At 59.1% G+C, this 22,165-nt stretch carries 18 protein-coding genes; 2 read left to right on the top strand and 16 right to left on the bottom strand.

Translation table 11 applies throughout. The features are described from left to right. Positions 1-3: 3 nt before the first annotated feature. The 6 genes from ACFQZG_RS18610 to ACFQZG_RS18585 form a co-directional block, all read right to left on the bottom strand. The gene (locus ACFQZG_RS18610; RefSeq protein ID WP_378155189.1) at positions 4-891 is read right to left on the bottom strand and encodes a carbohydrate ABC transporter permease; all 888 of its coding nucleotides are present in this window, start codon (positions 889-891) and stop codon (positions 4-6) included. Between the two features lie 16 nt (positions 892-907). After that, complete coding sequence (locus ACFQZG_RS18605) at positions 908-1,804, bottom strand: ABC transporter permease (RefSeq protein ID WP_378155187.1); 897 nt, start codon at positions 1,802-1,804, stop codon at positions 908-910. A gap of 73 nt (positions 1,805-1,877) precedes the next feature. Next, on the bottom strand, positions 1,878-3,602 hold the full coding sequence (locus ACFQZG_RS18600) for an extracellular solute-binding protein (RefSeq protein ID WP_378155185.1): 1,725 nt from the start codon (positions 3,600-3,602) through the stop codon (positions 1,878-1,880). 201 nt (positions 3,603-3,803) lie between these two features. Next, on the bottom strand, positions 3,804-5,435 hold the full coding sequence (locus ACFQZG_RS18595; protein ID WP_378155183.1) for a response regulator: 1,632 nt from the start codon (positions 5,433-5,435) through the stop codon (positions 3,804-3,806). Beyond that, entirely contained in the window at positions 5,432-7,177 is a 1,746-nt protein-coding gene (locus ACFQZG_RS18590; protein ID WP_378155181.1) for a sensor histidine kinase, read from the bottom strand. The genes ACFQZG_RS18595 and ACFQZG_RS18590 overlap by 4 nt, the downstream gene beginning before the upstream one ends. Before the next feature lie 19 nt (positions 7,178-7,196). Beyond that, on the bottom strand, positions 7,197-8,231 hold the full coding sequence (locus tag ACFQZG_RS18585) for an SGNH/GDSL hydrolase family protein (RefSeq protein WP_378155179.1): 1,035 nt from the start codon (positions 8,229-8,231) through the stop codon (positions 7,197-7,199). Between the two features lie 170 nt (positions 8,232-8,401). Here ACFQZG_RS18585 and ACFQZG_RS18580 point away from each other — a divergent pair, with 170 nt between their 5' ends. Then, positions 8,402-9,181, top strand: a complete 780-nt coding sequence (locus tag ACFQZG_RS18580; RefSeq protein ID WP_378155177.1) for a S1 family peptidase — start codon at positions 8,402-8,404, stop codon at positions 9,179-9,181. A 122-nt stretch (positions 9,182-9,303) separates the two neighbouring features. On the opposite strand, the gene ACFQZG_RS18575 is transcribed toward ACFQZG_RS18580, so the two are convergent. From ACFQZG_RS18575 to ACFQZG_RS18545, 7 genes are all read right to left on the bottom strand, one after another. Further along, on the bottom strand, positions 9,304-9,954 hold the full coding sequence (locus ACFQZG_RS18575) for a response regulator (protein ID WP_378155175.1): 651 nt from the start codon (positions 9,952-9,954) through the stop codon (positions 9,304-9,306). Continuing rightward, positions 9,951-11,114: a sensor histidine kinase gene (locus ACFQZG_RS18570; protein ID WP_378155173.1), complete on the bottom strand. Its 1,164-nt coding sequence runs from the start codon at positions 11,112-11,114 to the stop codon at positions 9,951-9,953. The genes ACFQZG_RS18575 and ACFQZG_RS18570 overlap by 4 nt, the downstream gene beginning before the upstream one ends. A 33-nt stretch (positions 11,115-11,147) precedes the next feature. Then, on the bottom strand, positions 11,148-11,930 hold the full coding sequence (locus ACFQZG_RS18565) for a CPBP family intramembrane glutamic endopeptidase (RefSeq protein ID WP_378155171.1): 783 nt from the start codon (positions 11,928-11,930) through the stop codon (positions 11,148-11,150). A gap of 169 nt (positions 11,931-12,099) precedes the next feature. Beyond that, complete coding sequence (locus ACFQZG_RS18560) at positions 12,100-12,558, bottom strand: hypothetical protein (RefSeq protein WP_378155170.1); 459 nt, start codon at positions 12,556-12,558, stop codon at positions 12,100-12,102. Positions 12,559-12,681: 123 nt separating this feature from the next. Then, positions 12,682-13,257, bottom strand: coding sequence for a nitroreductase family protein (locus tag ACFQZG_RS18555; RefSeq protein WP_378155168.1), 576 nt, complete (start codon positions 13,255-13,257; stop codon positions 12,682-12,684). Continuing rightward, positions 13,254-15,182: an AraC family transcriptional regulator gene (locus ACFQZG_RS18550; RefSeq protein ID WP_378155167.1), complete on the bottom strand. Its 1,929-nt coding sequence runs from the start codon at positions 15,180-15,182 to the stop codon at positions 13,254-13,256. Before ACFQZG_RS18550 ends, ACFQZG_RS18555 begins: the two co-directional genes overlap by 4 nt. A gap of 147 nt (positions 15,183-15,329) precedes the next feature. Next, positions 15,330-18,170 (bottom strand): S-layer homology domain-containing protein, encoded by a 2,841-nt coding sequence (locus ACFQZG_RS18545; protein WP_378155165.1) that lies wholly within the window; start codon positions 18,168-18,170, stop codon positions 15,330-15,332. Positions 18,171-18,411: 241 nt separating this feature from the next. On the opposite strand from ACFQZG_RS18545, the gene ACFQZG_RS18540 reads away from it, so the two are divergent. After that, the gene (locus ACFQZG_RS18540) at positions 18,412-19,326 is read left to right on the top strand and encodes an NAD(P)-dependent alcohol dehydrogenase (RefSeq protein ID WP_378155163.1); all 915 of its coding nucleotides are present in this window, start codon (positions 18,412-18,414) and stop codon (positions 19,324-19,326) included. Positions 19,327-19,410: 84 nt separating this feature from the next. Here ACFQZG_RS18540 and ACFQZG_RS18535 read toward each other — a convergent pair whose 3' ends face one another. The 3 genes from ACFQZG_RS18535 to ACFQZG_RS18525 form a co-directional block, all read right to left on the bottom strand. Beyond that, complete coding sequence (locus ACFQZG_RS18535; RefSeq protein ID WP_378155161.1) at positions 19,411-19,779, bottom strand: DoxX family protein; 369 nt, start codon at positions 19,777-19,779, stop codon at positions 19,411-19,413. A gap of 143 nt (positions 19,780-19,922) precedes the next feature. Next, a complete protein-coding gene (locus tag ACFQZG_RS18530) occupies positions 19,923-21,161 on the bottom strand; it encodes a carboxylate--amine ligase (protein ID WP_378155159.1) in 1,239 nt (412 codons plus the stop codon). A 92-nt stretch (positions 21,162-21,253) separates the two neighbouring features. Next, a complete protein-coding gene (locus tag ACFQZG_RS18525; protein ID WP_378155157.1) occupies positions 21,254-22,141 on the bottom strand; it encodes an AraC family transcriptional regulator in 888 nt (295 codons plus the stop codon). Positions 22,142-22,165 lie beyond the last annotated feature (24 nt).

The raw sequence follows: 22,165 nt of genomic DNA, 5'->3' as shown, positions 1-22,165 counted from the left end.
GATTTATTCTTTGACGCTTCCAAGCACGATGCCGTGAATGAAAAACCGCTGCAAGAAAGGATACACGAGCAAGATCGGCAGCATGCCTACGAATACTTGCGCCGCGCGCGTCGTCCGGTCCGAGATTTGGTTGTACAGCCTTGCCGTCTCCGGATCGGTGAACTTGGACAAGTCCGGCAGCGTGATGACCGTCTGCAAGTAGCTCGAGAGCGGGTATCTGTCCGGATTGTTCATAAGAAGCAAGCCGTCGAACCAAGAGTTCCAGTGGCCGACGACGGTGAACAGCGCGATCGTCGCGAGCGCCGGCGTCGACAGCGGAATGTAGAGGCTGAACAGGATGCGCCAGTCTCCGGCCCCGTCGATGCGGGCCGATTCGCCGAGCTCCTTCGGCAGCCGGCGGAAGAAGTTAAGCAGCAGCACGACGTTGAACACCGGCACCGCGCCGGGCAGCACGAGCGCCCAGATCGAATTGAGGAGATCCAGGTTTTTGATCGTCAGATACCAAGGGATGAGTCCGCCGCCGAACAGGATGGTGAACACGAAGTACCAGACGTACGCGGTGCGGAACCGGAAGTCCCGGCTTTCCTTCGCGAGCGGATAGGCGCATAACAGCGTTAAAGCTAGATTGAGCGCGGTGCCGATAACGACCCGTTCGAGCGTAATGCCCATCGATTGGAAGAACCGGCCTTGGGAAGCGACATAATCGTACGAAGCCCAAGTGAACTCCCGCGGCCAGAACGTGACGCTACCCGCCGCCACTTCGATTTTCGAGCTTAACGACAACGCGAGCACGTGAACGACGGGCAGGATGCAGAGCGCCGCGAGCACGGCCAGCACTGCGTATATGCCCGCTCTGATGCCGAGACCGCCCCAGGAGGTCGACTTCAACATGCGCAAGCACCTCCGATCAGAAGATTCTGTAGTTGGCGAACCGGTACGCGAGACCGTACGAGACCGATACGAGCACGAACGCGATCAGCGACTTGAACAAGCCGAGCGCCGCGGATACGCTGAATTGATAATCCTGCAGCCCGATCCGGTAGATCATCGTATCGATGATGTCGCCGCTCTCGAGCACGGGAGCGCTGTACAGGTTGAATACTTGGTCGAAGCCGGCGTTCAGCACGTTGCCGAGGCTCAACGTCGTCATGAGCACGATGATCGGCATGATGCCGGGCAGCGTGATGTGCAGCGTCTGCTTCCAGCGGCTGGCCCCGTCGATGACGGCCGCCTCGTACAGCGTCGGGTTAATGCCGGTCAGCGCCGCGAGGAAAATAATCGTATCGAAGCCGAATTGTTTCCACGTATCCGAGAGAATCAGCGTCCATGGAAACCAGGCGTTATCGCCGAGGAAGAAGATCGCCTTCATGCCGAGCGCTTCGATGAACTGGTTCACGAGGCCCTTGAGGGACAAGACGTCCATCATGATGCCGGCGAGAATGACCCAAGACAGGAAATAAGGCAAGTAGATCATCGTCTGGACCGACCGTTTGAACGCCATGTTCTTGACCTCGTTCAGCAGCAACGCGGTCAGAATCGGGATGACGAGGTTGAGCACGATTTTGGCGGTAGCGATGAACACGGTGTTCCACAGTACCCGGCCGAAGCTGGGCAGATCGAAGATATAGCGGAAGTTATCCAAGCCGACCCATTCGGAGTCGAGAAACCCTTTGGTCGGATAATATTTCTGGAACGCGATAATAATGCCGAGCATCGGCACGTAACAGAAGACGAGCAGGAACAGTACGCCAGGGAGCAGCATGATATGGTTGACGCTCTCTCGTTTCCATCTGGCTGGAATCACAACGCCGTCACCTCCGGCAACCGGGGAGGGGCGCCGAAGCGCCCTGCCCTAGTCGAATATAGAATCGATCCGATTAACGATTCGCGGCGTACCACTCGTTCACTTCTTGGGTGATCTGGTCTCCGCCGAGCTTCTTCCAGTTGGCGACGTAGCTGTCGAAGTCGTCGAGCGGCGCCGAGTCCATGATGATCTTGACGAACGTCTCGTTCTGCATCGTGACGAGCGTGGACATCTTCTCGTCCATCGTCTTCGTGGAGCCGCCGAAGTACTTGTCGATGACGACGCCGTCCTGCTTCAGCTGATATTGGTCGCGCACTTCGAACGGGCTGACCGCCGGCTGGTGGATCCACCATTGCTGCCACTTCTCCGGATCGGAGCCGTCCGTCGATTGCACGAGTTCGTATGTCGCCTTGAGGCTCTCGTTCAAGCCCGACGGATCGTTCGCCGCGAGCGCGTCGCGAACGAGACGGTAGTTGTAGTCCTTGATATAGCCGACGACCGGAGACAGAATGTGCATGGCGTATTTCGCGTTATCGACCCATGCGTAGGTTTTGTTGTCGCCGTTCGTGCCGACTTCGTCTTCGCCGTATACCTTCTGGATGAACAGGTTCATCAGCTTGACCGCGGCTTCCGGATGCTCGTAGCCTTTCTTGACGACGAAGAATCCGCCGACGGAGACGCCTACGCTCGGCTTGGCCGGCGTGCCGTCGATCGAAGGCAACGGCAGCGCGATCCACGAAGCGTTGGGATCCTTCTTGATAAGGTCGGCGGCGATAAGCGCCGATTCCGAGATCGTGCCGTAGAAAATGCCGAGCTTGCCGGAGACGACGTCTTCCTTCAGCCGGTTGTAATCCTTCGTGCCGAACTCGCGATCGATCAGTCCGTCCTTGTACATCTGCTGCAGTCTGCCGAGCGCCGACTTCATCTCCGGCGTCGTGCTGCCGTAAGACAGCTTGCCCGCGCCGTCGTCTACCCAAATATCCGGATACGCGTGGTAGCCGTTCAGGAAGCCGCCCATGGAACCGCCGCCCGCCGTCGCGCTCAGAATGCCGAGGCCGAGCGTATCCGGCTTGCCGTTGCCGTCCGGATCGCGCTTCACGAAGGCGTCCGCCACTTGGACGAGCTCGTCGATCGTCTTCGGCGCTTGCAGCTGCAGCTTATCCAGCCAGTCGGACCGCACGTACAGCGTCACGAGCGAGTCGCGCGGATCTCCGCCGTATTGCGGCAGCGCCATCAGCTTGCCGTCGTACGTCGCCATCTGCTGGGCCGGCGCGAGCGCCTCGGACACTTGCTGCTTCAGATACGGCATCGCGTACTGATCGAACGCGCCGGTCAAGTCTTCGACCATGTCCGCGTCGACGAGCTGGTTCAGCTGTTTCTTGGACACCATCATCAGCTCCGGAATGTCGCCGGAAGCGATCGAGACGTTCATCTTGTTGTCGTATTGAGTGGAGTCGACGAGCCAGTCCCATTTGATCTGAATGCCGAGCGTCTCCCGGATCAGCTTCATCCAGCGGTTGTCGTTGTCCCACGTCTCTCCCTCCGGGAAAGTCGCCCATCCCGCCGTTCCCATGACGGACGACATCGTAATCTGCGGGTCGAACTTGCCGAACGGGTTGCCGTCTCCGCCGGCTTCCGCGCCCTTGCTCTCAACGGCGCCCGCCGATTCGGTCGCGCCCTTGCTCGCGGAACCGCCCGTATTCGCCGCGTTATCGTCATTGCCACCGCTGCACGCCGCGAGCGTCGTCGCCGTCAGCGCGACCGACAAGAGCGCCGCCCATCTTTTCTTTCCGATCATCGATATTCCCCCTCGAGTGGTTGTGGTGAGCCTGATCGTGGTGCAATCCGAGTATAGCAACGCCGGGAGATGCGCCTCTATTCCAAACAATTGACTTTTCGTTGCATGTTTTTGCTTGCACGGGTTCGCATTCCGTTGCACTTCCAACGGGCGCGATTGCACTTTGCCGACGGCGCGTTGCACGAATCGCGAGACGGCCGGTCAACCGGTCGCGTCCCGCCACTCCTGCGGCGTCATGCCGACGCTCTTCTTGAATACGCGGTAAAAATATTGCACCGAAGCGAACCCCGCCGCCGTCGAAATGTCCTGAATGCGCATGCCGGAATCGGACAACAGCTCCTTCGCGAGCCGAATGCGGCAGTCCGCGATGTATTCGGCGACGCCGACGCCGGTCTTCTGCTTGAATAGCCGCGAGAGGTACGAGGCGTTATGGCCGACGCTCTCCGCGATTCCCGTCAGAGACAGCTCGCCCGCCAAGTTGCCGGCGACGATACGCTTCACTCCTCCGATCAGCTCGTCCTCGCTCTCTCCGCGCGACCGGTCGCGGTAATCGAACACCGATTCGCAGCATTGCCTCAAGTAGCGCGCCGCGTCTCCGGCGGATTGCCTCAGGTCCGGCCGGATCAGGCGAGCCATGTCCCAGCCTTCGCCCGTGCCGGCCAGCAGCATCTCTCTGCGATGGAAGGAAAGGAGCAGCGCGGATACCATGTAATAATGCTTCTCGAGCCGTTCGGCGTCCGTATCGGCGATGAGCTCGTCGAACGCTTCGAAGAACGGCTCTCGCTGATGGTTCTCGAGCAACGACGTCAAGCCGCCGATCGCCGCCGTCGCGTCGACGAGCTTGCCGCGGCCTTCGTCCCGGACGGCCGGCTGATCGATCATGAGCAGTTGCCTGCCCGCGCCGAGTCCCGACGCCAGCCCCTCCTTCAGCGAGACGAATTTGCTCCCGAGCTCCTGCCAGCCGACGGCCGCCTCCGCCATGACGACGGACAGATCGAGCTTGATCAAGTCTTTGCACGCGCTTTGGATGAGCTCGAACGTCCCCTGTACGAACCGGGTCATCATCGTCCACGTGTCGTCCCGGACTCTCTCGGGACTCGCCGGATGCAAGCCCGCCGGCTGAATGATCCAGACGACGTGATACCGGTCGATCGGGATCGATAGCTGGTTCACCGTCGCGTTCAAGTATTCTCCCGCGATATTGCGGATCGAATAGAGCAGCAGCAGCCGGTCGTAATACCCGATGCCTTCCGTCCATTCGTCCACCCGTCCGACGATCGCCAGCACGGGCATGCCCGGCTGGAGGGCGATATGCAGATTGGCGAACTGGCGGCCGAGCTCGGTCTCTCCGATCCGTTCTCCGTACAGAAGCTGGCGGACGAACTCCAGCTGCAGCGTCTCGGAAGCGAGCTTCATCTGATGCTTCGACTTGACGATCAACGCCTCGAGCTCGATCTCGTCGCGCAGCAGCGCGACGGCCTTCTCTACCGCCTCGACGAGCCTCTCGTCGCCGTCCGTCTTCAGGACGTAATCGAGGGCGCCGCCTCGAATGGCTTGCTGAGCGTATTCGAAGTCGTTGAAGCCCGAGAGGAAGATGACCTTGCAATTGGGCCAATGGCGGACGATTTCCTTCTGCAGCGTCAACCCGTCCATGCCGGGCATGCGGATGTCGCTGACGATGATGTCGATCTTCGCGCGCTTCAGCCAATCCAACGCTTCCTTGGCCGAATAGGCTCCGATCGCTTCGATCTCCAGATGGGACAGCTGCCGGAACACTTCGAGCAAGCCGTCCACGACGTAATCTTCGTTATCGACGATGAGCATTCGGTTCATCTCGCGTCACCTTCCTTCTCATGCAGCCGAATGTCCACGCGCAGTCCCCCGAGCTCGCTGCGGGAGACGCGCAAGCCGGATTCCGTCCCGAACTTCAATCGCAATCGGCGATGCACGTTCAGCACTCCCGTCGTCTCCTTGAAGTCCGACTGCGAATCCAACGATCGCGCCAGCTCGGCCAGTTCTTCGTCCGTCAGGCTATCTCCGTTGTCCTCGACGACGAGAGAGAGCCCTCCCTCGTATTCGGACGCCCGGAATCGAAGCACGCCATGCCCGTCCAGCTCCTCCAGCCCGTGGATAAAAGCGTTCTCGACGATCGGTTGGACAATCAACCGGGGGATGAGCGCGTTGTCCCATGCCGGCGGAAGCGGCTCCCATTCGATCGTGAGCTTGTCGCGGAACCTCGTCTTCAAGATTTCCGCGTACGTCCTCGCGTGCTCGACTTCCGAGCGCAGCGTCGCTTCCTCTTGCGCGTTCCTCGTAATGTACTTCAGATAATCGCCCAGCAGGCGAGCGTAAGCCTTGATGTTGTCGTAGTCCTCGTCCTGGACCATCCGGTGAAGACGGTAATACGTGTTGTACAGAAAATGCGGGTTGATCTGCGCCTGCAAATGCTTCAGCTCCGCGGATTGCGACCGGATGCTCTGCTCGTACACGTCGTGGATGAGCGATTGGATCGTGCTGACCATCTTGTTGAATTGCTCGTAGAAGTAATCGATCTCGTCGCGGCTGCGCGATCGGAGTTGAACGTCGAACGAGCCTTCGCTTACTTTGCGGAACGCCCGGACGAGCCGCTGCAACGGCCGCTGCAGGAAGAGGTAGATCCAATAGGCGAATGACAGCAGGATGACGATGGCCGTCGCGATCAGAATCCGGAACCAAATCTGGTAGCCGGCGATCGGCTTCAGCACGACTTCCTCGGGCATGTAAAGCGTCAGGACGATGTCCATCGACGGCGCCCGCTCGAAGGCCGCGATATAGTCGCGACCGCCGAACGTCAGGCCGGATTGACCGGCATCTTGGCTTCCCGTCGTGATCGCCGTCGCCGACCGGCGTTCGCGCCAGTCGCCCGTCTTGTCGCCCAATAGCGTCCAGGTCGACTCGCGGTCCGTCAGAATCGCGTTGCCGCCCGCTTCCGTCAGCATCTGCGACAGCGCGGTCTCGATCTTCTGCTTGTTCAGCACGATCTCGATCCAATAGGCCGGCAAGTCGTCCTCGTAAATGCCCGTCGGGAACCGCTCCGCCAGCACGAGCTTGTCCTTCCATACGACGATCGGCGCGGAATGGCGGTTCAGCAAGGCATGAATCCCCTTCTCCTCGGCGGAGATGTCGTACGTGATCCTATCCGAATAGATGATCTTGTTCTCCGATACGAGGAACAGACCCACGTCTTCGATATAGGCGTTGGAAGACTTCAGCGTGCGCATCTTCTTCTGGATGGCGAGCACCTCTTGGCGCCTGTCGTAATCGCTCATGATCGGGGACAACGTGCTGAACCGCTGGATGTCCGGATCGAATACGTACTCCCGCTTCAAGCTCACGATGTGCTCCAGCGTCGTGTTCAGCTCGGCGACGTAGAAGTGCACCCGCGAGGAGAGCGAATTGTTGATCTCGCGACGGATCGCCTTCTCGCCGTTCACGACGAGCAAGGATCCGATGACGAGAATCGGAACGATGGCCGCCATGAAGACGAGCACGATCTTCGGATACAGTCCGATCGATAGCAGATTGCGGCGCTTCATCACTTGGCGTCCTCCTTCTTCATTCCGATTCTATCAGCATGCCCGCTACGAATTGCGCATAGCATCGCGAGAGATAATCGTTCGGATGGTTGATATGGTTGCCCGTCATATCGGCGAATCTCTTCCCGCGCAGCAGCTCGCGATGCACGCCCGTCATGTCGGCCGCCGCCGTCCCTTCGCGTTCCGCCGCGATCCTCTCGAGGCACGGCATGTACTCCGGCTGCCGGTTCAGGAAGAACGTCTCCGGATTCGCGAGCGTCGTGCCGACCAGAATGCATTCGACGAGAGGATTCGCGCGGCGGAAGCTCTCGACGATCGCGCGTATGTTGGCCTCGTAGACGTCCGGGTCGACGCCTTCGCCCGCGCCGTCGTTCATGCCGAACGCGATCAGCGCGAGATCGGGACGTTCGGAGGCCGCTTCGGCCGCGTTGTCCGCCCCCCACTTGGAATCCGCGCCGCCTAGCGATCGATTGGTGAGAGAGATCGAAGTCCGATAATGCGCTTCCAATAGTAGCTGCAACTGCTCCGGCCAGATCGGCGAATACGGCGGAGCTCCGGACCATCCGCTCGCGTTCGCGCCGACCGTGATGCTATCGCCGTACGCAACGATGCGAAGCGGCTCGCCTTGGCGCAGCTTGGCCAGCGTCCGCCGCAGCGATTCGCCCGCGTAGCGCGGCTTCGGTCCCTGCCAGGCGTCCTGCGCGTGCGTATAAGTGACGACGATCTGCCTGTCGTGCAAGTACGAGCCTTCGCGATAGAGGACATACCCGCCTCCAAGCTTCGGCATCGTCTTGCCTTCCTCGTGCTCGAGCGGATACATCTCCTCGAGCGTCATGACCGGAATCCGCGAGTCGGGCGTAAGCTTCAGCTTGCCGTCCTCGAAGACCCAATCCTGTCCTTCCTCGTATACAGAGTCGCGCCTTGCGCTTCGCACCTCGAGTATCGTGATAGGCTCGAATAAGAGGCACGCCTCCGCCACGGCTTCTCTCTCCGCCGCCGTCATTAACAGCGATTCGTCGTACATGGTGTCGCCTAGCCAGAATCCGCGTAGCATCGCGATCCCCTCCGTTTTTAATTCCATTGTAACAACCGCGCTTGGCGAGATGATTCTAATTATTTTACATTCTCGTTGTATTTTTTTGTTGCGGGGCAAGGTACCTTATTCGACTTTCCTGTATGCTACAATAATGGGACTAGAGTAGAGAATTCGGGGAGGGGATGAGGATGGACGAGAAGCCATATGAACCCAAGGCGGAAGATTGGGAGTGGAATGAGGAGGATGAGGAAGCGCGGCGAGCGGCGGAAGCTAGGCGCAGACGAATCAAGAAAATCGTCATCTATGTGCTCTCTCTGGCGCTGCTCGGCAACGCGCTGGCGTTCTGGCCGCAAATCTACAATCTTACGACGCTCTCCTTCCTCTCCAAGTCGAAGGAGCTGTCGGTTCACGAACACGTGCAAGGCTACAAGGAGGCGGTCGTGCTCGTCAGCACCGATAAGGGCAAGGGCACGGGCTTCCATGTGAACGGCGGCTATATCGTCACCAACGCTCATGTGATCGAGGACGGCGCGTACATCGCGGTTAAGTTTCCGGGCACCGATCGGACGTACAAAGCCAATCTCTCCAGCTCCGATCCAGGACTCGATATCGCCGTGCTGAAGGTGGACGCTGACGGTCGGGAGATGCCCGCCATTGACGTCGGACGCGAATGGGAGCCGGGGGAACACGTCTATATCATCGGCAATCCGCTCTACTTCACGCAGATCGTGAACGAAGGGCATGTGATGGAGCTGGTGCCCATCCGGGGCAGAGACAAGCCTGCGCTGGCGATCGACACCCAGATCTATCAAGGCAATAGCGGCAGCCCCGTAATCAACGAGGAAGGCAAGGCGATTGCCGTTATCTATGCCACCGCCGAGCTCTCCGAAGCGAACGGTACAAGACAGGTCGGATTGGCCGTTCCGCTCGCCGATATAGGCAGTCTGCTGGATACGATCGGCAAGTAAGAATGAACCCGTAGCGGCTAAGATCAACATTATGCTTATATTCCTCTTCACGGGTATATAGATATTAATACGAGGCGGACGCTAGGTCCGCCTCGAGTATCGACGCGTCTATTTCGTATGGGCTAGACGTGCTTACGTAACAGCAACGCCGCTTTGGCTCTGTCGTTGGTTCCGATTTTGGCGTAGATTTCGCTCAAGTAGTTTTTGACCGTTCCTTGGGTCAGGTACAGCTTCTCCGCGATTTCCTTGGAGTTGTACCCCTCCACGAGCAATCTGGCCAGGTCGAGCTCTCTCGCCGTCAGCGAGTAGCCTTCCGCCGCCTTATCCAACCGTCCGTTGCCGTCGCGGATGTTCAGCGCAAGCTTGCGGGCCACCTTGCCCGTCAGCAGCAGGTTGCCGGACAACGCTTCATACAGCGATTGGACGAGCCGATCTCCGTCGATGTCCTTCAGCAAGTAACCCGCGGCGCCGTTGCTGAGCGCCTCGATAATATAATCGTCGTCGTCGAACGTCGTCAGGATGAGAATGACAGCCTGCGGGTAGCGCTTCTTAATCGCCTCGGTCGCCTTGACGCCGCCCATGCCCGGCATGCGGATGTCCATCAGGATGACGTCCGGAACGACCGTACGGAGCAGCTCGAGCGCTTCTTCTCCACTCTGCGCCGTCCCGACGATCGTCACGTCCGGCCGGATCGACAGCAGCGTCTCCAGCCCTTCGAGCATGATCTTCTGGTCGTCCACGAGCAGGACGCCGATCGCGCGATCTCCGTTCATTCTCCCGCCCCCCTTGCGACCGGCATGCGGACTTGCAGCTCGAACCCGCCGTCCGGCTCGCTCGCGATGCTAAGCCGGCCCCCTATCGCTTCGACTCTCTCTTCCATGGCCCGGAGACCGAAGCCGTACGTCACCGCGTCGCTGCCCTTCCCATCGTCCTTCACCGTCATGTGAATCGTGTCCTGCCGGTCGTAGACGCCGATCTCGATGACGCTCGCGTTGCCGTGCTTCAGCGCGTTCGTGATCGATTCCTTGACGGCGTTGATCAGGACGTATTCCTGCAGCGGAATGAGCGCGGCCGTCGCCTCGTAACGGAAGAGGAACCGAACGCCCGTCTGCTCCGCCGCGTCGTTAGCGAGCTTGCGGATTCCCTCTTCGAGGCCAAGCCCTTCCACGTTCCCGTCCCTGACGTTCAACGCCCGAACGACCTGACGGATGTTGCCCAATCCCTGCTTCAGTTGCTCGCGGGAGACGATGATCTTGCGCAGCGCTTCCTCCGGCTTGCGGTCGAACAGCAGCTGCGCCCCTTCCAGCGCGACGATCGCGGTCGTTAACGTGTGGCCTACCGTATCGTGCACTTGCTCCGCGATGCGGGTTCGCTCCTTGAACGCGGCCAACTCTTCCCTCGTCTTCGCTTCCTGCAGCAACGCTTCGTTCAGCCGAAGGCTCATCTCCCGCTGGTTCAGCAGCAGCTTCGTGCTCCATATCGCGATGACGAGACAGAGGTAGCTAAGCAAGTCGAAGACGTTCCGCCACAAGTCCTTCTCGTCCGTCGGCCACAGGGACAAGTACGCGACGTACCCGCCGACGGCGAAAGGCAGCGCGTACCAAGTCTTGTAGTGCAGCAGTAGATCTGCCACGAAGAGGACGAAGACGAAGCTCTCGATATCCGTCCCGCTCTTCAGGAACAAGACGAACAAGAGGACGATCTCGACGATCGGGGACACGGCCGCGACGGGATGAACCTTCGCATGGTTCAACACGGATTTCGAATGCCGGATCATGTAGAGACCGATCAGCAACGCGATGACGGGGAGATCCTTGAATTCGGTCAATATCGCGTACAGAAGCAACAAGGCCGCGTAAGCGCCGGCCATGCCGTAGAACAACAACCCCGACATTTTCGTATTGCTGAGCGTATGAACCGCCGTTATTTTCACCGGACTCCGCCTCTCTTCGAAGTTGGATCACCGTTAGATATAGCCCAATACGACCGCGGATACCCCGATCAACAGCGGTATGGACTCCACGCCGTGAATGATGATCGCCGGCCAGAAGCTGCGGTACTTGGCGTTCAGGAAGCCGTAGAACAGCGAACCGACGACGAACAGGGGAATCTCCGATATCTTGTGAAGGTGATAGGACGCGAACAGCACGCCGTTCATCGCCCAATCCCACCGCCCGAACGCGCCTCTCATCTTCGGCAGCAGCACGCCCCGGAAGAACAGCTCCTCGCCGAGCAAATAATTGAACAGGCAGCTCGTCAGCGCGATGCCGATCAAGTACCACGCCCCGACGAATTCGGGCACCGCCAAATTCTCGATCAGCGTGTAATCCTCCGGCGCCAGGAACGGGAACGCGCGGTTGATCCCTTCTTCGATGAACGAGAACAACCCCGAGCTTTCGAAAAAGAAGGCATACAAAATAATCGGAATCGTGAAGGAATAGACGAGCTTATACGGACGGAACGTGCGGGGATGAACCGGGTGATTCAGCCATAGCCGCTCCTTCAGCTTCTCCCAGCTCAGCTTGCCCAGCTCTCTTCGCAGAACGATGACGGACAGGACGAACTGCCAGATCATGCCGACGATCATCATGATCCAGTACAAGATGCCGGGATGCATGTCGACGACCGGCACGAGCGCGGGCAACAGCGCGAACCGGAACAGCAGCATCGGGACGGCGACCAACGCCCATAACCCCATGATCTTCGCGACGCTGTATTGCTTGGTATCCCCTTCAACTTCTCTATGCAACGTTCCCACTCCTTCTAGGTAATGTCGTTCGATGTAAGTAAATGTATAAGATTGGGCGGTCATATGATAAGTGACGATCGTCACCTATTCGCACTGCTTACGGAGACAAGCGCGCTAACGCGCCAAAAAAAGACGCCATCCTCGCGGATCGCGCCTAATCGTTCCCTATTCAGTCTTGCAGCGCCGCGTAATCGGCCGACCGGCTGAATCGGTCGTACGCGTCTTGGATCGCGCCGACTCTGATCGCCGTTCGCTCCGGATCTTCCGCGCGATGGCCGTGCGCCATCAAGGCGAGCTGCTGTTGGTGTACCCGGGACGCCTCGCCCCGCGACGTCGATCGCCTAAGTGCGCGCTCGTGTGCTCGCCGTTCCTCGTCCGCCTGCATGGCGACTCTGTACAGCTCGGGGTCTCTGGCCTTCAGCTCCTCCAGCTCGTTCGGCGCGAGCGCCTGGCCGGATCGCAGCTTCGCGCGGATCGATTCGACCCGCTGGCGCGACCTCGCCTCGTCCGCCTCGGGAACGGACGGCATCGAGACGTGCGGGGCGATTCTGCCCGGCTTGGCCGCGTTGCCGGCGGCGAACGGCGCCAAGCCCGGTCCGGGCGGAATCTGTCTATCGGGAATCTTCATCGTTCTGCACCTCCCTACTCCATCTATCGTATCGAGAAGCCATAAAGTGAATAGACGACAAGAAAGCCGCGCTCGAAAGCGCGGCTTCTCTCGAACGATATCGGCGCCGACCGACCGGCTTGGTCAGCGTAGTTCCCACGTAATCACTCGTTCGGCGGGCGTGCGGGGCTTCGGTCTCGGCTTCTTGCTCTCGTCGTAATAACCGATGTGAAGCGTCCCCACGACATGCTCTCCGGGAAGCACGCCGACGGCGCGGCGGAAGTCGGGATTCCAGTTGTAATCGTTCGTCTTCCACACGAGGCCGAGCCCGCGCTCCCAGGCGAGCAGATGCAAGTTCTGGATGAGCGCGCTGGCCGCGCACAGCGCTTCCTCCCGTTCCTTCGGCCGCGGTTCGTCGCGTATGACGACGAGCAACGTGACGGGCACTTCCTCGCGGTAAGCGCGGGCGACGAGCTCGCCGACCTGCTCCCGCTTCTCGCGGGAATAGGTAAGCAATACCGCGTCGGAGAACTTCTTGCGACCGTCCTCCATGAACAGGATGAACCGCCACGGCTCCTCGTCCGAATGGAACGGCGCCCAGACCGCCGCTTGCAGCAGCTCGAGCATGAGCTCCCGGGCAACGGCCCGTCCGTCGAACCGGTTGACCGTTCTGCGCTCGCGCACCGTGCGGGCGACTTGCTCGTAGGCGGCGTTCGTCATTGTCCGTTCCCCTTCAGCAAGCTGTCGACGATAACGGGGAAGATGCTCTCGAGCGTAAGCGGATCGTTGAACGCCGCGGCCGACTGCTCCAACATGAACACGCGATCGTTCTTCACGGCGGGGAGCTGCCGCCATAGCGGCTGATCGTACACGTCCTCGGTCTCGCCGGTCTCCGGCGTCGTGAAGATGTAGTCGCCCGCGAGATCCGGCAACGTCTCGAAGGAGAGTTCGGCGGAGCCTTGAGCCAGATCGAATCCTTCCGGCGACTTCAACCCGAACTCGTCGTATAGAATCTCCGTCCCTCGTCCGAAGCCGTAACCGTAGACGTAGGCTCCCTTCTGGGTTAACGACATGACGGATACGGTGCGGTCTCCGACGGCTTCCAATACTTTGGGCTTCGCTTCGGCGATCCGGCTCACCCACCGCTCCACCCATTCCCGGGCTTCCTTCTCGCGGTTCGTCAGCTTGCCGAATTCGATCAATTGTTCTTTGTAATTCCGCTCGCCGTAGTTGATCCCGACCGTCGGCGCGATCTTCTCGATCTGGCCGAGGTTGTCCATCGAATTGAGCGCGATGATCAGATCCGGCTTCAGGCCGACGATCTTCTCGATGTCGAACGAGCTCCATGCGCCGATGTCTTCGACTTGATCGATCTTGCCTTTCAAGAACGTATTGCTCATCGTCATCGTCGGCGCGCCTACCGGCTCGATTCCGAGCGCGACGAAATAACCGACGTACGTATGGGACAACACGACGATCCGCTGCGGATTGCGAGGGACCTCGATGTTCCCGTTGGCCGCTTGGTAGACGAACGTCTCGCCTCCGGCAGGCGCGCTGGCGCGCTCGGTTTGCTGCGGCGCCGCGCTTGCGGATCCCGCGGCGCTCTCGTTCGCGGCGTTCGCGTTCGTCCCGTTCGAGCAGGCGCTTAACAACAGACTGAAACAGACGAGCAAAGTCAATGCGATCGATGGCTTCTGGTACTTGCGCATCGCGAATTCCCCCTGGCTATATTGAGAATGATTATCACCATTAACAATATACCTTCGCGACAGGTCCCTGACATTAGACGATCTCAGCCTAACGATAGGACGATCCGCGCCTCCGACGTCGCCTCCGAATCTCATCTTGAACTGTCCCGGGGTGACTCCCGCGTGCTTCTTGAATACGCGAATGAAGTAGGACATATCCGCGTAGCCGACGCTGAGCGCGACTTCCTGGCCGGTCGCTTCGGTATGCGCGAGCAGCTCCATGGCGCGCTCGATGCGCGTATGGATCAGATAGTCGATCAGGCTGCGCCCGGTGCTCTTCTTGAACTGCTTGGCTAAGTAGGGCGAGCTGTAGTTCAGCATCGCGGCCAGCGATTCCATCGTAATCGGCTCGCGATAATGCTCCTCGATGTAGCGAACGGCCTGTGCCGCGATATCCGGCCTGCGGACGGATATCTCCTGATCCCTCATCTGCCGCGTCGACTCGTATACGAACCGATAGAACAGGCTTTGGACGTGGAACCGTTCCAACTCGCCGGGACGTTGCCATTCCCGGTGCATCGCGGACGCGAGCTCGAGCAAGACGATCGGATGCAGCGGACTGAAGCCGTATTGCGCTTGGAACGGGTTGTCCCGTTCCATCAGCCTCGCGAGCTCCGTCCGATGCGATACCGGCAGAGCCGCCCGGTAATAAATCGTGTAATATTCGAACGCCTCGTCTTCCGCGACGATGTCCAGGCAGCCGCCTTTGCCGCAATGCAGCACGTGGAACCGATCCGCCGCGTAGACCTGTCCGTCCGCCGCGATGCTTGCCCGACCGCGCGCTCCGAACATGAATGCGCTGGCCGGAAGACGGTACCCGCGAAGCGCCTCGCCGGCTTCCATGACCGCGCGGCGAACGTCCAGCACCTTGACGTGTCCGACGTTCCACAATTTCAACCGGTCGTCCCCATTCATTCTCTCGTCTCACATCCTCTATTCGTCCATTATAGTTGATAATCATTCTCATCGACAATCCTTTTCAGTGCCATAAGCCGTTCCTAACGAAAAACCGCGCCCGAAGGCGCGGTTCGTATTGCGTATCGATTAACGGTCGATCAGATACGCCGTCTGCAACAGTCGGCGCACGAGCGCGGCCGTCTCGGCGCGGGTCAGGTAAGCTCCGAAGTCCAGCTTGCCGTCGCGACCTTGCATCAAGTACAGACGGGCGGCCGCTGCCACTTCCTCGCGAGCCCAACCCGCGACGTCGTTGCCGTCCGCGAACGCGGACAACGCCAGGCTGATCTCTTCCGCGGACAGGTTCGTCTTCAGCTTCGCGATCGCCGACGCGCGGGCGAGCACGACCGCCGCTTCTTGGCGGCTAATGAGCGCGTTCGGCAGGAACGTGCCGTTCTCGTAGCCTGTGACGAGCTTGTAATCGATTGCCGCTTGAACGGCTCCCGCGAACCAATCGCTACCGGCGACGTCCGCGAAGCCGCCGGCGTACTTCGCTTCTTGAATGCCGAGCCCGCGCGTTACGATCGCGGCGAATTCCGCCCGGGTAATCGTCGCGTTCGGAGCGAATCGCGTTCCGTCGAGGCCTTCGATGACCAGACGGGAGCTCATGTCGTTCACGTCCTCTTCGGCCCAGTGACCCTTCACGTCGGCCATCTCGCGAGGATGATAGACGACGGCATACGTGCTGTTCGTCAAGCTCTTGATCGTCGCGTAATACTTGCCGTCCTTCTGGCTGACGACGGTCGGCACGTGGAACAGCTCGCCGTCCTGCGTCAGCACGGTGCCGGTCGTAATCTTGTTCGGATCGACGCCGTTCGGTACGACGATCGTGCGCTCCACGTAGCCGTTGAACTTGCTCGCGTCGATCGTGCGCAAACCGTACGAGACCGTAATCTCGAAATCGATCGGCTGCCCGATCAACTGGGCGCCGGACGCATTCGCCGCGGCTTGCGCTTTATCCTTGTTCGCGCCGGTCGTCTCGGAAATGCGAATCTGAATCTTGATGTCTTCGAGCTTGACGTTCGCGCCGAGCTGCGCGGCGATCGCATCGATGTTCACTAGCGATGCCGGCAACGTGTAAGCGGCCGTGTCGGTCTGGATCTGGAGGACGGCGTCCTTGTCTTCCATCTTCTTGATCAAGCTTCCGTTCAGCTCTCCGACGACGACTTCATTGTCGCCGGTAACCGGAATCGTGATCAGCTTGTTGCCCTCGCGTTCCAGCTTGTCGATGATCTTGGCGTTATTCAGCAAGATCGTCGTGACGTTACGGCCGTCGACCTGGCTCTTCTGCGCGGTCGCCAGCTGCTCCTGCTTCACGCCGTCGACGATGATCTCGATGTCCGGATCCGGATTCGGGTAGATGATTACCGGCGGCGGGTTATAAGACTGAACCGTTACGGTCGCTTCGGCATGCCGGCTTCCGTAAGTCGCGGTAATGACGGATTGTCCGTTGCCTACCGCGGTTACGAGACCCGCGTTGTCGACCGTCGCGACGGACGTATTCCCGGAAGAGAACGTCACGCCGGACGTAAGCGGTGCCGTGCTATGATCGGAATATACCGCCGTCACGACCGATTGATGCGTGCCGCCGATCGAGAGCGTATAGGCGGAGCTGTCAAGCTGAAGGCTCGACAACGTGACGGCGCCGACCGGCGTCCATACCGCGTACAGAGTCGCGCTTCGCGTCATCGGGATCGTATCGCCCGGTTCGTAGACGACCTCGTCCGAGTTCGGCGCTGTTGCCCAGCCGGAGAACGTATGGCCGGCTTTCGTCATGGTGCCGGCACCCGCTACGGTTGCGGTCTCGTCCGGACGGTATCCGGTGCTATCGGACGGAACCGTTCCGGATGCGCCGTTGCCGTCGTAGAGGACGGCCGCCATCAACGTGCTTACGTTGCGGCCGACCAGCGGATTCGTGCTGTACACGTAACCGCTGCTGTCCGCCGCGACGTCGAATATGCTGCCCGGCTGTGCCGGCGTTGCGATCAATTGCTTCCAATCTCCGGGAACGCCGCCTTCGGGAAGCTTCAGGACGCTGCCCGTAGCCCAGACGACAACGAACAGGTTATCGTATTCATCGATGCCCATTCCATAGGGGGAGAAGTTCGTTGCCGTAACGGGCGTTAAGTCCGTCCAGGTCGTTCCTCCCGGCGGAAGCTTCAAGATTTGACCGCCGCCCGCGCTCGGATTCGTTCTCGATATGACGCTCACGTATAGATTGCCTGCGCCGTCGACGACGATATCATAGACGAAAGAAGTCGTAGGAATGCCCGTGGAAGGGGTAATATCCGTCCAAGTCAACGAGTCGTGCGCCCGTTTCAATATTCTCGTCTGCGTCGAGCTGCCTCTCGTCGTTTCGCTATCGACGACGTATACGTTGCCTTGGTCGTCGGCTGCGACGCCCATGGCGTAGTTCAACGTTTCGCCGTTCGTAATATCGTTCCACGTCTGCGACCCGGACGCCCGTTTCCATATCGTCGCGACGTTGCCGCTCTGTCCGGAGTTCTTGCTATTGTCGGTTACATACAAGTTACCGCCTTGATCGGCGGTGATGCCGAACGCATAGCTAATGTCGGCATTGTATGTAATGTCGGTAACGGACAATCCGCCGTCCGAGATCATCTCGATTCTGCCGCCGGTGCCGGCGGGCCCGCCGGAGCTTCCGCCGGAGACGCTTCTGTTGCTGATCTTGGTTATATAGAGATTGTCATCGTCGTCGAAATCCAAAGCCAACGGCAGATGGACTTCGTCCAAGATACTTCCGGGAGTAGCCGGCTCCGTATAATTCGTCCACGTCAACGGCCCGTCGTAGGCCGGAGCCGGAATCGCGGCCGCGCCCGCCGAACTCGCCACGAGCGGGACAACCAGCAGCGCGCTCATCAGCGTCGCCGCCGCTCTTGCTCCTAACGATTTACGTTTCTTCGTTGTCATTGTTTTCTCTCCTCTTCATAGTTGATCGTAAGCGGCGACCAGAGAAATTCTACCAGTCGTTCCTTTCTTCAACTCCTTACCCCGTAAGTTCGCAGTAAAAACACGCCTCGCGAGAGACGTGTTCGGACTGCTCGTTCCGTTGTCGCGCGGATCGATACTTTAGTAGCTGTGAGCCGATCGGAATCGGCGAGTATAATGAGGGAAAATGCCTCTCCATTCGAATCGAAAAGGAGATTCGCCGATGAAAGCCGTCATCTGCACCCGCTACGGTCCGCCGGAAGTGCTCCGGCTCGCGGATCTGGATACCCCCGCGCCGAAGGATAACGAAATTCGCGTCCGGATATTCGCGACAACCGTTACGGCAAGCGATTGCATCATTCGGGGATTCAAAGTGCCGCCAAGATTCCGTATTCCGATGGCGCTCGCGATCGGCTTTCGGAAACCGAGGAAATCCGTCCTCGGCATGGTATTCGCCGGAGAGGTCGACGCCGTCGGCAAGCGCGTGCGCGAGTTCGCGATCGGAGACCGCGTGTACGGCATCGACCGGTTCGGGTTCGGCGCGTACGCGGAATACAAGTGCGTCCGCGAAGACGGCGTCGTCGTCAAGCTGGCGTCCGACGCGACTTACGAGGATGCCGCGGCATTGCCTTTCGGAGGGTTGCTGGCTTTGCATTATCTCAAGAAAGGGAATATTCGGACCGGTCAGAGAATCGTCGTCTACGGCGCTTCGGGGGCGATCGGAACTTCCGCCGTGCAGTTGGCGAACTACTTCGGCGCGGAAGTAACCGGTGTATGCAGCGCCGCCAATGCGGACATGGTGAAATCGCTAGGCGCGCATAAAGTGATCGACTATAAGAAGGAAGATTTCACGGCAAGCGGCGAACGGTACGACTTGATCCTGAACGCCGTCGGCAAAGCGAAAGCCAGGCTGCGATGCGATAGCGCCCTCGCGCCGAACGGGAAGCATATCACCGTCGACGACGGCTCGCCGCCGCTGCGGGTCGAGGATCTGAGCTGGCTCAACGATCGGTTGGCGCATGGGCACATTCGCGCGGTCATCGACCGGCGGTATCCGCTCGAGGAAGTCCCCGAGGCTCATCGCTACGTCGACCTCGGGCATAAGAAAGGCAACGTCATTATTCAAGTCGCCCGCTAAAGCATAATCGCCCTCTCATCGGCCAAGACGGCCATGAGAGGGCGATTCGCGTTCAATACCTATCGTCGTACCTTATCGTAATCGTTATCCGATCGAACCGGACAGCTCGTCGGCGAACAGAAGCACGACTCCTACGGAGATTAAGACGTTCAGCAGCGACGGGAATATTTGCCCGAACGAATGCTTCACCCGCACGTGGGCGAGCGCCGCGACCAGCATCATGACGCCGATCCCGATGGCGGACCATGCGGCGAACGCAGGGTCCCAGTAGCCGATGATCAGTCCCGCGCAGCCGGCAAGCTGCAAGACGCCCGTCACGATGCGAAGCCCTTGCGGCAGCTTGATCGAATCGAACAGGTCGACCTGGTGTTTGGCTCCGGTCAGTTTGCTGATGCTGAAGAAAGCCATCGAGAACAGCAGCCAGCTTTGAAGAACGATCGCGAAGATGTGCATGTATAACCCTCATCTCTCTTATGGATTCCCAATCAGACACCATTAGGTGTCCTTTATGAATCCATCATATAACACCATTCGGTGTCCTGTAAAGAGATTTTGGACTTTTAATCTTCGCATGACCGGGCTTGAGCTCTTCGCCCCTATTCGTTGCCTTTATCGAAGTAATGCCGCCGGAAATTCTGAATATGGCTGAGCCCGTAACGCGAGACGCTGACGATTCGCTTGAAGTTCAAGTCCTTCCGGTACCACAGCGACCGGATCACTTTCTTCTGACCGTACAGCCGGCCGATCTCGGCCGACAGCGCCTTGTCGGTCACGTAACGCCTTAACACCGTCCTCGGCACGTTCGTCCATAACGCGACGTCTTGCCCGTATACGCATCCTTCTCCCTTGCCGTATACGACTCGGTCGATGAGCGCCTTGACCATGTTCAGTCCGGCAGCCCGGACGAACAGGCTGCTTCTGCCGAGACGCGGATTGATCTCGAATACCATGTATCGGCCGGTTCGCCTGTCGTACTTCATATCGATATTGGAAAATCCGACGTATCCGATGTTCTCGAGGAACGCTTTGATCTTCGCGTAGATGTCCATGTCGGAGCGGCTGATGATGGCGGCGTAGTTGCCGAGCGTCTTCGGAGCGTATTCTTCCAGCACCGGCTGCCCGAGGCACATCATTCTGACGATCCCGTTATCGTCGGAATAGCTGTTGATGACGCGCATCGCGCTGTCGCCGCCGGGGATGAACTCTTGAATGATCAGCTTGCCCCGGTAATCGGAACCGTTCATGCTGCGGACCATCGTCAAGTATTCTTCCTTATTAGAGAAGAAGAACACCTTCTTCTTCCCTTCGAAGCTGCAGTGCAAGTAGTCGTAAGCGTTGCTGTTCTCCGGCTTCACGACGATCGGATAACGGAATTCGATGCGTTCGGCCGCGCTTTCGCGTTCGTCGGGCTCGGCTACGACCGTCTTCGGATAGTCCAGCCCGAAGCGATCGCATAGCGCGTAGAACTTGTCCTTCGTATCGAGGGTGTCCAAGAGCTCGGCCGACAAGAACCGATTCGCGATCAAGCCCTTGAACTTGTCGTAATGACGGGACAGCATCCCGGCGTAATAGTCGGAGCACGGAATGACGATCAGCTTCCGGTTAGGGGCGGCGAGCTTCTCCAAGACGGACAGCAACGCTCCCGGGAATACGTCCTCGTGGTCGAATCGGTCGATCCGGACGAGATCGAACAGCTTGCTGTGCATCGTCGGAATCAACAGCCGCGTGCAGAGCAACAGCGGTTTGATATTGTAAGTTTCATGGATCAATCTGACGTTGCCGTAAGCATTCTCGTCGCTCCCGAGTATAATCGGCACGAAATCTTGATTATTCATTGGTCATCCTCCAGTGCTTGCTTAACCATAGCGCTATATTATATGTAAACGATCTCGAGTCAAAAAGAAAGTCGAAATTGCTCCCCTCGCCCTCAATTCCGCGAGTAATTGCGCCACTCCGACGGCGACATCTTCTTCAGCTTCTTGAACGTCCGGCTGAAATAATAAATATCGTTGAAGCCCGTCTCGAGAGCGATCTCGGATATCGTCATCAGCCCGTCGCGCAATAAGCTCTCCGACTTGTTGATCCGCACGAGATTGATATATTCGACCAAGGACTTGTCCGTCAATTGCTTGAACAACCGGCTGAAATGATAGCGGCTGAGGCCGACCAAGTCGGCGAGCTGCTGCACGGTCATCTTCTCCCCGTAGCGGGTGTCGATCTCGAGGAACACCGGCGCCAGCCTCTCCAGCTCCCGGATGCGGGAGTCGTGCTCCTCGACGTTGCGCATCGTCGCAGCTTGCCCCCGTACGAGCAACGCGAGCAGCTTGTACAGATGGGATTTGATCGCCAGCTCGAAGCCCGGCTCTTCCCGCTCCAGCTCCCCGTGGATCGCCATCATGCAATCGGTTAACCGTTCGTTCTTCTCGATCCGGTTGCGGAACTGCATCCGGCTCTGCGTAATCGGAGAGATGAACTTCCATTCGACCGCGTCCTCGGATTGGCTGTGCAGCAACGAGATGTCCACGATCATCGCATAATAAGATAAATCGTTCGAGCGCGCGATTCCGTAGTGCAGCTCGTTGCTGTTCACGACGCACAGATCGCCCGCTTCGAACTCGTAAGGCACCGAGCCGCACTCGATCGTCGCGCTTCCCGATATGAAATATAAAAATTCGATATGCTCGTGCCAATGGTGGACGAACAACGTCTGCCCGATCTCGGTGCGTCCGGTCCAAGGCGGGTGAACCTTGATCGGAAAAGCCGGGTTCGGCATCGGCATCGGCTCGCGCAAAGAAGCCAAGTCGTTCTTATTCATGGGCAAGCCTCCGATATCGCACGA

The sequence above is a fragment of the Cohnella sp. GCM10027633 genome, from assembly GCF_042675445.1.
In the GTDB taxonomy this organism is placed as follows: domain Bacteria; phylum Bacillota; class Bacilli; order Paenibacillales; family Paenibacillaceae; genus Cohnella.
The sequence above is the reverse complement of the archived record's forward strand: the minus strand, read 5'-3'. Positions and strand labels throughout refer to the sequence as shown.

Coding starts and splice junctions, on each gene's coding strand:
- ACFQZG_RS18545 (WP_378155165.1), bottom strand. CDS start 18,170: ATGACAACGAAGAAACGTAAATCGTTAGGAGCAAGAGCGGCGGCGACG.
- ACFQZG_RS18535 (WP_378155161.1), bottom strand. CDS start 19,779: ATGCACATCTTCGCGATCGTTCTTCAAAGCTGGCTGCTGTTCTCGATG.
- ACFQZG_RS18560 (WP_378155170.1), bottom strand. CDS start 12,558: ATGAAGATTCCCGATAGACAGATTCCGCCCGGACCGGGCTTGGCGCCG.
- ACFQZG_RS18540 (WP_378155163.1), top strand. CDS start 18,412: ATGAAAGCCGTCATCTGCACCCGCTACGGTCCGCCGGAAGTGCTCCGG.
- ACFQZG_RS18575 (WP_378155175.1), bottom strand. CDS start 9,954: ATGAACGGAGATCGCGCGATCGGCGTCCTGCTCGTGGACGACCAGAAG.
- ACFQZG_RS18590 (WP_378155181.1), bottom strand. CDS start 7,177: ATGAAGCGCCGCAATCTGCTATCGATCGGACTGTATCCGAAGATCGTG.
- ACFQZG_RS18585 (WP_378155179.1), bottom strand. CDS start 8,231: ATGCTACGCGGATTCTGGCTAGGCGACACCATGTACGACGAATCGCTG.
- ACFQZG_RS18555 (WP_378155168.1), bottom strand. CDS start 13,257: ATGACGAACGCCGCCTACGAGCAAGTCGCCCGCACGGTGCGCGAGCGC.
- ACFQZG_RS18530 (WP_378155159.1), bottom strand. CDS start 21,161: ATGAATAATCAAGATTTCGTGCCGATTATACTCGGGAGCGACGAGAAT.
- ACFQZG_RS18595 (WP_378155183.1), bottom strand. CDS start 5,435: ATGAACCGAATGCTCATCGTCGATAACGAAGATTACGTCGTGGACGGC.
- ACFQZG_RS18525 (WP_378155157.1), bottom strand. CDS start 22,141: ATGAATAAGAACGACTTGGCTTCTTTGCGCGAGCCGATGCCGATGCCG.
- ACFQZG_RS18600 (WP_378155185.1), bottom strand. CDS start 3,602: ATGATCGGAAAGAAAAGATGGGCGGCGCTCTTGTCGGTCGCGCTGACG.
- ACFQZG_RS18580 (WP_378155177.1), top strand. CDS start 8,402: ATGGACGAGAAGCCATATGAACCCAAGGCGGAAGATTGGGAGTGGAAT.
- ACFQZG_RS18610 (WP_378155189.1), bottom strand. CDS start 891: ATGTTGAAGTCGACCTCCTGGGGCGGTCTCGGCATCAGAGCGGGCATA.